Here is a 12,186-nt window from a genome sequence, read left to right on the forward strand (position 1 = left end):
CGCCCGTGATTGCGGCTCACGCCGCGCCAGCGTCGGTTCATCGCATCCCGCTCGCGGCGAGGCGCCTCGCTGAAGACACTGGCTTCACTGACACAGACAAACAAGCCAACGGAGCCCGCCATGAACACCACCGCCCAAGCCCTCGTCTTCGCCATCGCTTCCGTCGCCGCCGCCGCGGCCATCGGCACCACGCTCGCCGACCGCAGCGCCGCACCGGCCACCGAGGTCGTCAAGCTGGAACGCGTCGTGGTGGTCGGCAAGCGCGCCCAGCCGGTGGCGCTGCTGCAACTGCCGAAGGTCATCGTCGAAGGCCACCGCGTCGCCTGAACGGAGCCGCCGGACATGCCTCGCTGGATGCGACGACTGCTGCCGCTGGCCGCCCTGCTGCCGCTGGCCACCCATGCCCAGGTAGACCTGGGCGCCCTGGACCGCGAGATGGTAGGCCCGCGCGCCCACGTGCTGGTGCTCGGCACGGTGCACCTCAGCGAGTTGCCGGACGACTTCGACCCCGCCGCGCTGGATGGGCTGCTCGACCGCCTCGCCGCCTTCCGGCCCGAAGTCATCACGATCGAGGCGCTGCCCGGCGAGGAATGCGATCTCGCGGAACGGCTGCCCACGCGCTACGGCAGCGACTACTGCGCCTCCCGGGAAGTCGCCGCACACGCCACGGGCCTCGATCTGCCGGCGGCGATCGCGGCCGTGGACAAGACCTTGGCCTCCTGGCCCGCCCAGCCGACGCCCGCGCAACGGCGCCACCTGGCCGCCCTGTTCCTGGCTGCCAGCGATCGCGCCTCTGCCTATGCCCAATGGCTGCAGTTGCCCGCCGCGGAGCGCCACCCGGGCGACGGGCTCGAGCCCTCGCTGGTGGAGCTGATCGGGCAGATCGCCACCCGCAGGAACGAGAACTACCTGATCGCCTCGAAACTGGCGGCCCGCCTGGGGCTGCCGCGCGTCTACGCCTGCGACAACCACACCGGCGACAACGTCGACGCCGATCACGTGAAGGATGAGAAGGCCTTCGGCAGCGCCATCGAAGCCGCCTGGAAGGCCGGCCGGGCCGAGCTCGACCGGCGTGAGCAGGCGACGGCAGCGATGAAACGCGCTAGCGACCTGCTGCCGCTCTACCGCACCATCAACCGCAGCGACTACCTGCGCGTGACGGCGGAAGTGAACGTCAGTGCGGCGCTGCGTGCCCGCTCGGCCGAGGGCTATCCGCAGATGTGGGTGGCCGGCTGGGAGATCCGCAACCTGCGCATGATCGCCAACCTGCGCGAGGCCTTCCGCGAGCGGCCGGGCGCCCGCGTGCTGTCCATCGTCGGCGCCTCGCACAAGCCGTGGTTCGACGACGGGCTGGGCCGCATGCAGGGCGTGGACATCGTGGACGTGGCAGACGTCCTGAAGTAAGGCAAGGCGGGCTCGCCGAAACGCTCACGTTTCGGCGGGACAATCCGCGCATGTCTTTCCGTTCCGTCCCCCTCCCCGCCAGCGCCAGCGGCGCGCTGTGGCTTCAGTCCATGCCAGGCCGACTCGAAAGCTGGGGCGAGTTCCTCGACGAGGCGCGCCTGCGCCAACTGAACCTCGTCGTCTGCCTGAATCCGCTGGAGGAAGTGGCCCAGTTGTCGCCGGCTTATCACAAGGCCATTGCCGAAGGCCGGCTGCCGTTCCGCTGGCAGCACCTGCCGATGCGCGACTTCGGCCTGGGCAGCGACCCGGCAGCCTTCCGCCACGGCGTGGAGCAGATCGCCAACGGCCTGGTGCTGGGCGACCAGGTGCTGCTGCATTGCGCCGCCGGCATCGGCCGCACCGGCACCGTCGCGGCCTGCGTGCTGAAGCAGCTCGGCACCGACCGGGACGAGGCGCTGCGCAAGGTGCGCGCGGCGGGCTCGAACCCGCAGTCGGCAGTGCAGTCGGGCTGGATCGACCAGTTCTGAGCCGGCGAATGGACATCGTCCACGTCGACGCGCAGCTGATCGTCGTCAACAAGCCGGGCGGCCTGCTGTCGGTGCCGGGCCGCGGCCCGGACAAGCAGGACTGTGCGATCCATCGCATCCAGGCGCTCTACCCCGAGGCGCTGACGGTGCACCGGCTCGACATGGCGACCTCCGGGCTGCTGCTGATGGCACGCGGGCCGGAGCAGCAGCGGCTGCTGAGCGCCGAGTTCCGCGAACGGCGGGTCAACAAGCGCTACGAGGCGGTGCTGACGGGGCGCGTCGACGGCATTGCCGGCGAATGGCAAGAGGTGGATCTGCCTTTGCTCACCGACTGGCCGAACCGGCCGCGGCAGAAGATCGACCACGAGCACGGCAAGCCCTCGCTGACGCGCTGGCGCATCCGCTCGCAAGACGCCGGCGGCACGCGGGTCGAGCTGGAGCCGGTGACCGGCCGCACGCATCAGCTGCGCGTGCACATGCTGGCGCTGGGTCATCCGATCGTCGGCGATGCGCTGTACGGGCCCGACCCGAGCGAAGATCAGCGCCTGCTGCTGCATGCCAGCATCCTTGAACTGCCCGAGCGCGGGATTGCGCTGCACAGCCCACCGGATTTCTGACCGATGACCATGACCGCCGCCCTGCACTCCCCCGCCGCCGATCGCAACAAGCAGGTCATCCTCGACGTGCTGCTGAAGGCACTGCCGCGGCGCGGCCGCGCACTGGAGATCGCCAGCGGCAGCGGCCAGCACGTCGCGCATTTCGCGGCCGCCATGCCTGGCTGGCAGTGGCTCGCCTCCGACCCGTCGCCGCAGGCCCTGGCCTCGATCGCCGCGCTGTGGCCCGAAGGCCTGACCCCGCTGCAGCTCGACGTGCTGCAATCGCCCTGGCCGCTGCCGGCGAGCCACCAGGAGGTCGATGCGATCTTCAGCGCCAACATGCTGCATATCTCGCCCTGGGCCACCTGCGCGGCGCTGATGCAGGGCGCGGCACGACACCTGACGGCCGACGGCAAGCTCCTCGTCTATGGGCCATTCATCGTCCCCGGCACGCCGACGGCGCTCAGCAACGAAGCCTTCGACGCCGACCTGCGCGGGCGCAATCCCGCCTGGGGCCTGCGTTCACTGGTCGATGTTCAAGACGAAGCCAAGGCCGCCGGCTTGCGACTGGTCAATACGACGCCGATGCCGGCCAACAACCTGATGCTGGAATTCCAGCGAAGCGAGACCTGACCCTCATGAGCAAACACCTCTATATCGTCACCGGCGCCTCGCGCGGCATGGGCGAAGCGATCGCCCGGCAACTGCTGTCGCAGGACCATCTGCTGATCGGCATCTCACGCCGCACCAGCGCCGCGCTGGCCGATGCGGCCAAGGCGAGCGGTGCGCCGCTCGAACAGTGGGAGCAGGACCTGGCCGATCCGGTGGCCGCGGCCGAGCGCCTGCAGGCCTGGCTGGCGGCACAGGCGACCGGCAGCTTCGCCAGCGCCACGCTGATCAACAACGCCGGCGTCGTGCCGCGGCCGGGGCCGGTGGAGCGCGCGTCGCTGGCGGAGTTGTCGAACGCCTTGCGCGTCGGGCTGGAGGCGACGCTGCTGCTGAGCAGCGTTTTCCTGAGCGGCACGGCGGCGCTGGGCAGTCGGCGCCGGATCCTGAACATCTCGTCAGGCCTGGGCCGCCGAGCGATGGCCGGCAGCGCGGCCTATTGCGCCGCCAAGGCCGGCATGGACAACCTGTCCCGCGCGATGGCGCTGGACGAGGCTGCCAAGCCCGATGGTGCGGCCATCGTCTCGCTGGCGCCCGGCATCATCGACACCGACATGCAGGCCGACCTGCGCGCCGGCGACCCGGCGGGCTTCCCCGATCGGGCGGTGTTCGTCGGCTTCAAGGAAAGCGGCGCGTTGACGAGCCCCGACGAGGCCGCAGCCCGCGTGCTGCGCGTGCTGGCGCGGCCCGACTTCGGCCAGACGGTGCTGGCCGATGTGCGGGAATAGCGCTTAGCGCTCTGATCAGCGCTCAATGGCCTGCAGGTAGACGCCGCCGACCAGGCCCTGGTGCACCATGCGGCTGATGTCGTCGGACAGCACCTCGCGGGCACCGGTCTCCAGGCCGTCGAGCGCCGCCTTGACGATGGCTTCCGGCGTGCTCTTGGGCATCTCGATGCCCTGCGTCATGTCGGTGTCGATGAAGCCCGCATGCAGGCCCAGCACCTGCGTGCCCTGCTCTTCCAGCTCAAGCCGCATGCCATTGGTCATCGACCAGGCCGCGGCCTTCGTCGAGGCGTAAGCACCGAGCAGCGGCGTGCTGATCCAGCTGGCCACGGACAGCACGTTCAGGATCGCGCCGCCGCCGTTCGCCTTCAGGACAGGCGCGAAGGCCCGGCCGAGTCGCATCGGACCGAAGTAATTGGTTTCCATCATCGCCTGCGCGGACGCGTCGGCATCGGCGGCGAGGAAGCCGCCGAAGTTGGCGATGCCAGCGTTGTTGATGAGCACGGTCACGTCGCCCGCGGCTGCGACGGCGGCGGCAACATCGGCCGGGCTCGTAACGTCGAGCTTCAGCGGCACGACGCCGGGCAAGGTGACGCTCTCGGGCTTGCGGGCGCCGGCGTAGACCTTGCGGGCACCGCGCGCCAGTACCTCGCGGGCAAAGGCCAGGCCGAGGCCACGATTGGCGCCGGTGATCAGGACGGTGGCGTTCTCAAGCTTCATGATGTGCTTCCTTCTTCAATAAATATGACACTCGTCATATGTTTGGTCAAAAAAACTAGACTTCGTATTGGGACAGCAGGCTCTTGCGCGCCGCACTCAGCATTGCACGTCCCTGCGCGTTCGGGCCGAGTACCCGCGCCATCTGCAGGGTGCCAACGATCGTGCCGGCGATGACCTGGGCCTTGGCCTTCGCATCATCCTGCGGCGGCAGGACCCGCTGGACGCCATCGATCATCGCGCGCACCCGCTCGGCCGACACGGCCAAGAGTTCAGGCGGCTGGCGCGACATCTCCGAGCCCAATGCGGCGACCGGGCATCCGCCGTCCGCATCCGCCAGATGCGAGTCGGACAGGTACTGCTCGATGAATGCACGGAACGGCGAGGTTCCGCGCGCGACCTGCGCTGCGATCTTCTCGCGCATCGACGCGGCGCTGTCCTGACCGGCCCGCGCCAGCGCCTCGGCCAGCATCGCGTCGCGCGATTCGAAGTGGGCATAGAAGCCGCCGTGCGTCAGGCCGGCCTCCTTCATCACCTCGGCGACGCCGACGCCCTCATAGCCGCGCCGACGCAGCGCACGCGCTGCCACGTCGACGATGCGATCGTGGGTCAGTTCGCGCTTGCTGGGTTTGCGTGCCGGTGTGTCCATGGCCGGCAGTGTACGCCAATTTATGACGTGCGTAATATTTATTGCACCTAGGTCAGCCGACCAGATTCGCCAGCGTCAGCAGCGCCAGCAGCAGCATCCACAGCACGACGGAGCGCCACACCAGCGCAACCACGCTCTGCAGATGGCCCAGCTGCGGCAGTGCGCCGGGCGTCGATCCATCGGCACCGGTAGCCTCGGCATCGACGCCGGAATCGAAGGTCTTGCTGCGATCCGGCGTCACGCCCGGGGCAGCGGCGCCGCCCAGTTGCAGGCCCAGCGCGCCGGCGGCGGACGCGAGGATGATGCCCTCGTTCGCATGCAGCCACAGGGCCGCATCGCGGCGCCATCCGTTCACGGCTTCCTCGAAGTTGCCGACGATGGCGAAGCCGGTGGCGGTCATGCGCGCGGGCACGTAGTCGATCCAGCCGAACATGCGGCGCGAGAGGATCATCAGCCGTTCGTTGGTCGGCGCATCGAGCGTGCGGCTGTTGAAGGCCCAGTAGCGGCTGGCGAACTCGGCCATGCGGTAGAGCACCGCGCCCGCAGGCCCGAGGCCCAAGGTGGACAGCACGACGAACCAGAAGAACACGCCGAACACGTGGCGGTGCGCCGCCAGCAACGAATGCTCGATCACGTGGCGCAGCAGCTCGGTGCGCGGCAGTTCGCTGGCATCGAGGTGGCGCCAGGCGCTCAGCAGCCGGCGGGCCTCGAGATCATCGCCCTGCTCCAACGCGTCGCGGATGTCGGTGAAGTAGTGGCTGAACTGCCGGAAGCCGAGCGTGAGGTAGAGGATCAGCACATCGAAGGCCAGGGCCAGCACGAAGCCCAGGTAGTGGCTGATCAGCATGTGCACGGCCGCGGTGACGATGCCAGGGCCGATCACGGTGATGCCCCAGACGACGACCGAATGGTGCTCGCGGCCTGCATCGAAATTGCGGCCCGTCCAACGCACCCAGCTGATCACCTGCTGGTGAATGCTGTTGCCATGCCGCAAGGGTTTCAGCTGCTCCAGCAGCAATGCCAACAAGACCGCAAAGAAGTTCATGGCCCGGGATGATAGCGGCCGGGGTGTCGCGTTCCGCCTACGCGGCGAGGAATCGATAGAGGTTGCGCAGCATCGAGGCGGTGGCACCCCAGATGAAGTATTCGCGCGCTGCTTCGGCGGCGGTTTTCGGGACCCATGGCATGGACAGGAATTGCCGCGTGCCGCCGTCGAAATCGAAGCGGCGGCGCTGGTGGTTGGCCGGATTCATCAGAAAGGCCAGCGGCACTTCGAAGGCCTCGGCCACCTCGAAGGCATCCAGCACCAGGGAGAAGCCCGGGCGAACCAGTGCGACCACCGGCGTGACCTGGAACGAGGTCACGGTCGAATAGAGCGGCAGCCGGCCGATGATGTCGACGAACTCATGCCGCAGTCCGATCTCCTCCTCGGCCTCGCGCAGTGCGGTGGCATCGACGCTGGCGTCCTCGGGCTCCGCACGCCCGCCGGGAAAGCTGATCTGGCCGGCGTGGGCGCGCAGGTGGTCGGTACGGCGCGTCAGCAGCACCGAGACCGCATCGTCGCCATGCATCACCAGCGGTACCAGCACGGAGGCGGCAGCGGGCGGCTTGTTCGCAAACACGCCGCCATCGCCGGGGAACTCAGGCTGCCAGGACGGCGGATTCGCAAAGCGTGCGCGCAACGCGGCCGGCGTCATCCGTTCGGACGAGATGGCGGGAAGGTGGTCGTCAACGCCGAGGATCGGCTGAGCCTGGGCGTTCAGGATCGGGGGACGGATCGTCATTGCCGCAAGCATAGGCCCCAAAAACAAAAACCGCCCGAAGGCGGTTTCTGAAGCGCTCGTGCAAAAACGTACGAGCTTTTGCCTGCGCTAACGAAGCCTGCGGCTTCATTAGCTCCGGCGAAAGTTGGCTTACGCCAACTTTTCCTTGATACGCGCCGACTTGCCCGAGCGCTCGCGCAGGTAGTACAGCTTGGCGCGACGGACATCGCCGCGGCGCTTGACTTCGATCGAAGCGATCAGCGGGCTGTACAGCTGGAACGTACGCTCCACGCCTTCGCCGCTCGAGATCTTGCGGACGATGAACGAGGAGTTCAGGCCGCGGTTGCGCTTGGCGATCACGACGCCTTCGTAGGCCTGCACGCGCTTGCGGGTGCCTTCGACGACGTTCACGCTGACGATCACCGTATCGCCGGGGGCGAACACGGGAATGGTCTTGTTCAGGCGAGCAATTTCTTCTTGCTCAAGGGTTTGGATCAGGTCCATGGGTTCTCCTAGTGATCGTGGCGGCGTCTGGGTTTCTTGTGAGCCTTCAAACATGATGGCTCGACCCGCCAGAGGATCGGACAGCCCGCTAGTATAGCCTGGAAATCAGAGGCTGCCCAGTTGCGCGAGAAAGCGCTCGTCAGCCTTGCTCAGCCGGCCCGCGGCGCGGGCGGCCTCGATCAGCTCGGGGCGGCGGCGCAGCGTGAGTTCCAGCGAGCGCTCGCGGCGCCAGCGCTCGATGTTGGCGTGATGACCGGACATCAACACCGGCGGCACGGCCAGCCCTTCGTACACCTCGGGTCGGCTGTAGTGCGGGCAGTCCAGCAGGCCGTCGGAGAAGCTGTCCTGCTGGTGCGAGGCGGCGTCGTTCAGCACGCCCTCCTGCAGTCGCGCGATCGCATCCAGCATCGCGATCGCAGGCAGCTCGCCGCCGGACAGCACGAAGTCGCCCAGGCTCAGCTCCAGGCTCACGTGACGGTCGAGGAAACGCTGGTCGATGCCCTCGTAGCGGCCGCACAGCAGGATGCCGCCGGGGCCCTGCGCGAGTTCCTGCATCAGCGTCTGGTCCATCTTGCGGCCGGTGGGGCTGAAGTGGATGACGGCGGGAACTGCATCGCCGCGATCGGCCTTGACGGCCGCGATGGCGCGCTCCAGCGGTTCGACCAGCATGACCATGCCGGGTCCGCCGCCAAAGGGGCGGTCGTCGACGCGGCGGTAGTTGTTGTCGGCGAAATCGCGCAGCTGCCACAGCCGCACATCGACCTGGCCGGACTCGAAGGCACGACGGGTCACGCCCTGCGCCATGAAGGGCGCGAACAGCTCGGGGAACAGTGTGATGGCGTCGAAGCGCATGGCCGGAAGCCCAGCAAGCGGCGCAGGACTCAGTAGTCCAGGCCCCAGTCGACCGTGATCTGCCGCTGCTCGAGATCCACGTCATCGACGAAGGCGGCGACGAATGGAATCAGGCGCTCCTGATCGGGCTTCACGGGCGCCGTCAGGCCAGCCGGCACGACACGCAGCACGCTGTGCGGGCCGGTGTCGATCAGTCCTTCGACGGTGCCGAGCGCCTCGCCCTGGCGGTTGATGACCGCGAGGCCGATCAGGTCGACCCAGTAGAACTCGTCGGGATCGGCGCTCGGGAAAGCGGAGCGCGAGACGAAGATGCGCGCGCCGCGCAGCGCCTCGGCGCCGTTGCGGTCCGCCACGCCCTGGATCGTGGCAACGATGCCTTCTCCATGGTCGCGGACCGAAGTGATCTTGATCAGCCGGGGAATGGTGCCGCCCTTGGGCCTCACCATCATCGGCTTGTCCTGCTCCGGCGGCTGGAGGAACCAGCGGCGGGAGGAGAACAGTGCCTGGGCATCGGCGGAATAGGCTTGCACCTTCACTCCGCCCTTGATGCCCCAGGCGTCCAGAATGCGCCCGACCTCCACCGCGTCCTCGGGCCAGGCGAGTTCGTCGGCAGCGGTGTCGGGCGATCCGGTCATCGTGCTTGCTTAATTAGGCTGCAGCGACGGTCTTCTTCTTGGCGGCGTCGACCAGGCGAGCCACGGTCGGCGACAGCTGGGCGCCAACGCCGGTCCAGTAAGCGACGCGGTCAGCAGCGATACGCAGCGATTCGGCAGCGCCGGAGGCGACCGGGTTGTAGAAGCCGACGCGCTCGATGAAGCGGCCGTCACGACGGTTTTGGCTGTTGGCCACGACGATGTTGTAGAAGGGGCGCTTCTTGGAGCCGCCGCGAGCCAGACGAATAACAACCATGATGTTTCCTTGAGAACTTTGAGAAGGATCGACCGCGCGAGGAGACACTCAGGGCGAGAAGATCGGGCTGGCCGAGGGATCCAATCAGAAATAGAACCTCAGCCGCTTTCAATGCCGTAGATACGCCGGGCTTCAATCCGGCCAGCACAGAACCGCGCATTATAAACTCGCGAATTGCCCCAAGAAAGCAACATGAGCCAAGAAAACGATAAGACCGCGCCGGCGATCACGCTGCGCCCCAGCACCGAGGCCGACATCCCGGCCATCCAGGCGATCTACGAACATGCCGTGCTGCACGGCACCGGCACCTTCGAAACAGACGTCCCCGACCTGGCCGAGATGGCCCGCCGCCGCAGCGAGGTACTGAGCCGCGGCCTGCCCTGGCTGGTGGCCGAGCAAGCCGGTGAAGTCACGGGTTATGCCTACGCCAACTACTTCCGCCCTCGCCTCGCCTATCGTTTCTGCCTGGAAGACTCGATCTACCTGGCGCCCGCAGCCCAGGGCAAGGGTGTCGGCCGTCTGCTGCTGGCCGAGCTGATGGCCCGCTGCGAGGCGGCCGGCGCGCGCCAGATGCTGGCCGTGATCGGCGACGCCGAGAACAAGGGCTCTATCGGCCTGCACACCTCGCTCGGTTTCGAGCACACCGGCGTGCTGAAGAGTTCGGGCTGGAAGTTCGGACGCTGGCTGGACGTCATCCTGATGCAGCGTCAGCTCGGCACCGGCAACACGAACAGCCCGGAATGAGCGCCGCCTACAAGTCGAAGGCCGCCGCCACCTGGTTGGCGCTGGCGCTGGGCAGCTTCGGCATCCATCGCCTCTATCTGCGAGGCTTTGGCGACAAGCTCGCCTGGCTGCATCCCATCCCGACGCTGATCGGCCTCTACGGCGTCCAGCGCATGGACCAGATCGGGCAGGACGACCGCCTGGCCTGGATGCTGATCCCGTTGCTGGGCGTGATGCTGGTGCAAGGCATGATCAGCGGCATTGTCTTCGGACTGACGCCCGACGAGCGCTGGAATGCACGCTGGAACGCCGGACAGGAGCCGCGCCCCAGCGGCTGGGCCGTGATCATCGGCCTGGTCTTCTGCGTCTTCCTCGGCGGTATTTGCCTGATGTCGACGATCGCCTTCACTGCGCAACGTTACTTCGAAGCACAGGTCTGATGGCGGTCAGAACATCGTGAAGCTGATCCAGTAGCAGACGCCGGCGATGAAGGCCGACGCCGGGATCGTGAAGATCCAGGCCCAGACGATGTTGCCGGCCACGCCCCAGCGCACGCTGGAGGCGCGCTGCACCGAACCCACGCCGACGATGGCACCGGTGATCGTGTGCGTCGTCGACACCGGCACGCCCAGCGCCGTCGCCAGGAACAGCGTGATCGCGCCGCCGGTCTCGGCGCAGAAGCCTCCGACCGGCTTCAGCTTCGTGATCTTCTGGCCCATCGTGCGGACGATGCGCCAGCCGCCGAACATCGTGCCCAGGCCCATGGCGACGTAGCAGGCGGCGATCACCCAGGTCGGCGGGCCGCTGGCCTCGGCGCTGGCGTAGCCGCTGGTGATCAGCAGCAGCCAGATCAGGCCGATCGTCTTCTGAGCGTCGTTGCCGCCGTGGCCCAGGCTGTACAAGCCGGCCGAGACCAGCTGGAGCCGGCGGAACCAGTTGTCCACTTTCAGCGGCGAGCTGCGGCGGAACAGCCAGGCGACAAGGACCATCATCATCGAACCCAGCAGGTAGCCCAGCAGCGGCGAGATGAAGATGAAGGCGACCGTCTTCAGGATGCCCGATGCCACCAGCTTGCTGGCACCGGCCTTGGCGATGACCGAGCCGACGAGGCCGCCGATCAGCGCGTGCGAGGAACTGGACGGGATGCCGTACCACCAGGTGATCACGTTCCACGCGATCGCGCCAGCCAGCGCTCCGAAGATCACGTGGTGATCGACGACCGAGGGGTCCACCGTGCCCTTGCCCACCGTCGCCGCCACCTTCAGTTCGTGGAAGACCAGGATCGCGACGACGTTGAAGAAGGCGGCGAAGAGCACCGCCTGCTGCGGCTTCAGGACGCCGGTGGACACCACCGTGGCGATCGAGTTGGCCGCGTCGTGGAAGCCGTTCATGAAGTCGAACAGCACGGCCATGGCGACCAGCAGCCCGACGACCCAGAAGGCCACCTGTACGTTAGCAGCGCTCATCTCAGGAATTCTCGAGAACGATGCCTTCGATCAGGTTGGCGACGTCCTCGCAACGGTCGGAGATCGACTCCAGCTGCTCGTAGATCGCCTTCAGCTTGATCAGCTCGCGCACATCCGGCTGCTCGCGGAACAGCTTGGACATGGCCGAGCGCATCACGCGGTCAGCATCCGACTCGAGCTTGTCGATCTCCTCGCAGGTCTTGATCGCGGCCTCGGCGGTCTTGGGTTCGCTGAGCTTGGGCAGCAGCGTCACCGCATGCTGGACACGCTCGCAGCACTTGGCCGACAGCTCGCCCAGGCGCAGCACCTCATCGGGAATCGAGCGCACGTCGTACAGCGACATCGTCTCGCTGGAGTCCTGCAGCAGGTCCAGGATGTCGTCCATCGCGTTGATCAGGCCGTGGATCTGCTCGCGGTCGATCGGCGTGATGAAGGTACGGTGCAGCATCCGGTTGACCTCGGCGGTCACGCGGTCGGCCTGGTGCTCGGCCCGGTCGACCTCGGCCGCGTACTTCTCGCGCAGGCCGATGTCGTTGTAGTTCTGGATCATAAGCATGAAGGCGCGCGCGCCTTCGACGATCTGAGCGCCGTGCTCATTGAACAGTTCGAAAAAATTGCCCTCTCGGGGCAGCAGCTTTCCAAAAAACATGATCTCTCCTGGGCCTGACACCGCGGTCCAGCGGGC

The 12,186-nt window shown here is 67.3% G+C and carries 18 protein-coding genes; 8 read left to right on the forward strand and 10 right to left on the reverse strand.

Annotated elements, in window-relative coordinates; all coding sequences use genetic code 11:
- Positions 1-120 precede the first annotated feature (120 nt).
- The 6 genes from SNE35_RS16180 to SNE35_RS16205 are packed head-to-tail and all read left to right on the forward strand — an operon-like array spanning position 121 to position 3,921.
- A complete protein-coding gene (locus SNE35_RS16180; RefSeq protein ID WP_320423961.1) occupies positions 121-327 on the forward strand; it encodes a hypothetical protein in 207 nt (68 codons plus the stop codon).
- A gap of 15 nt (positions 328-342) precedes the next feature.
- Positions 343-1,404 carry a DUF5694 domain-containing protein gene (locus tag SNE35_RS16185; RefSeq protein ID WP_320423962.1) on the forward strand — a complete coding sequence of 354 codons (1,062 nt, stop codon included), beginning with the start codon at positions 343-345 and terminating at the stop codon, positions 1,402-1,404.
- A 50-nt stretch (positions 1,405-1,454) separates the two neighbouring features.
- A complete protein-coding gene (locus SNE35_RS16190; RefSeq protein ID WP_320423963.1) occupies positions 1,455-1,931 on the forward strand; it encodes a protein-tyrosine phosphatase family protein in 477 nt (158 codons plus the stop codon).
- An 8-nt stretch (positions 1,932-1,939) separates the two neighbouring features.
- A complete protein-coding gene (locus SNE35_RS16195) occupies positions 1,940-2,548 on the forward strand; it encodes an RluA family pseudouridine synthase (RefSeq protein ID WP_320423964.1) in 609 nt (202 codons plus the stop codon).
- Between the two features lie 3 nt (positions 2,549-2,551).
- Positions 2,552-3,160, forward strand: a complete 609-nt coding sequence (locus SNE35_RS16200; protein WP_320423965.1) for a DUF938 domain-containing protein — start codon at positions 2,552-2,554, stop codon at positions 3,158-3,160.
- A gap of 5 nt (positions 3,161-3,165) precedes the next feature.
- Positions 3,166-3,921, forward strand: coding sequence for an SDR family NAD(P)-dependent oxidoreductase (locus SNE35_RS16205; RefSeq protein WP_320423966.1), 756 nt, complete (start codon positions 3,166-3,168; stop codon positions 3,919-3,921).
- A gap of 15 nt (positions 3,922-3,936) precedes the next feature.
- On the opposite strand, the gene SNE35_RS16210 is transcribed toward SNE35_RS16205, so the two are convergent.
- The 8 genes from SNE35_RS16210 to rpsP form a co-directional block, all read right to left on the reverse strand.
- Positions 3,937-4,638, reverse strand: coding sequence for an SDR family oxidoreductase (locus tag SNE35_RS16210; protein WP_320423967.1), 702 nt, complete (start codon positions 4,636-4,638; stop codon positions 3,937-3,939).
- A gap of 55 nt (positions 4,639-4,693) precedes the next feature.
- Positions 4,694-5,284: a TetR/AcrR family transcriptional regulator gene (locus tag SNE35_RS16215; protein ID WP_320423968.1), complete on the reverse strand. Its 591-nt coding sequence runs from the start codon at positions 5,282-5,284 to the stop codon at positions 4,694-4,696.
- A 52-nt stretch (positions 5,285-5,336) separates the two neighbouring features.
- Entirely contained in the window at positions 5,337-6,329 is a 993-nt protein-coding gene (locus SNE35_RS16220; protein ID WP_320423969.1) for a CobD/CbiB family protein, read from the reverse strand.
- 37 nt (positions 6,330-6,366) lie between these two features.
- The gene (locus tag SNE35_RS16225; RefSeq protein WP_320423970.1) at positions 6,367-7,068 is read right to left on the reverse strand and encodes a CoA pyrophosphatase; all 702 of its coding nucleotides are present in this window, start codon (positions 7,066-7,068) and stop codon (positions 6,367-6,369) included.
- A 129-nt stretch (positions 7,069-7,197) separates the two neighbouring features.
- Positions 7,198-7,551, reverse strand: a complete 354-nt coding sequence (gene rplS / locus SNE35_RS16230; RefSeq protein ID WP_285231640.1) for a 50S ribosomal protein L19 — start codon at positions 7,549-7,551, stop codon at positions 7,198-7,200.
- A gap of 105 nt (positions 7,552-7,656) precedes the next feature.
- Positions 7,657-8,403 (reverse strand): tRNA (guanosine(37)-N1)-methyltransferase TrmD, encoded by a 747-nt coding sequence (gene trmD, locus SNE35_RS16235; protein WP_320423971.1) that lies wholly within the window; start codon positions 8,401-8,403, stop codon positions 7,657-7,659.
- A gap of 29 nt (positions 8,404-8,432) precedes the next feature.
- Complete coding sequence (rimM, locus tag SNE35_RS16240) at positions 8,433-9,038, reverse strand: ribosome maturation factor RimM (RefSeq protein ID WP_320423972.1); 606 nt, start codon at positions 9,036-9,038, stop codon at positions 8,433-8,435.
- A gap of 13 nt (positions 9,039-9,051) precedes the next feature.
- A complete protein-coding gene (gene rpsP, locus SNE35_RS16245) occupies positions 9,052-9,312 on the reverse strand; it encodes a 30S ribosomal protein S16 (RefSeq protein WP_320423973.1) in 261 nt (86 codons plus the stop codon).
- A 192-nt stretch (positions 9,313-9,504) separates the two neighbouring features.
- Between rpsP and SNE35_RS16250 the strand changes: the two genes are divergently transcribed.
- Both SNE35_RS16250 and SNE35_RS16255 read left to right on the forward strand, forming a co-directional pair.
- Positions 9,505-10,056: a GNAT family N-acetyltransferase gene (locus tag SNE35_RS16250; RefSeq protein ID WP_320423974.1), complete on the forward strand. Its 552-nt coding sequence runs from the start codon at positions 9,505-9,507 to the stop codon at positions 10,054-10,056.
- On the forward strand, positions 10,053-10,475 hold the full coding sequence (locus SNE35_RS16255) for a hypothetical protein (protein ID WP_320423975.1): 423 nt from the start codon (positions 10,053-10,055) through the stop codon (positions 10,473-10,475). The genes SNE35_RS16250 and SNE35_RS16255 overlap by 4 nt, the downstream gene beginning before the upstream one ends.
- A 6-nt stretch (positions 10,476-10,481) precedes the next feature.
- Here the strand turns inward: SNE35_RS16255 and SNE35_RS16260 are convergent, their stop codons facing one another.
- Positions 10,482-11,501, reverse strand: a complete 1,020-nt coding sequence (locus SNE35_RS16260) for an inorganic phosphate transporter (RefSeq protein ID WP_320423976.1) — start codon at positions 11,499-11,501, stop codon at positions 10,482-10,484.
- A 1-nt stretch (position 11,502) separates the two neighbouring features.
- Entirely contained in the window at positions 11,503-12,150 is a 648-nt protein-coding gene (locus SNE35_RS16265) for a DUF47 domain-containing protein (RefSeq protein ID WP_320423977.1), read from the reverse strand.
- Positions 12,151-12,186 lie beyond the last annotated feature (36 nt).

The sequence above is a fragment of the Roseateles agri genome (genome assembly GCF_034043675.1).
GTDB lineage: Bacteria > Pseudomonadota > Gammaproteobacteria > Burkholderiales > Burkholderiaceae_C > KK5.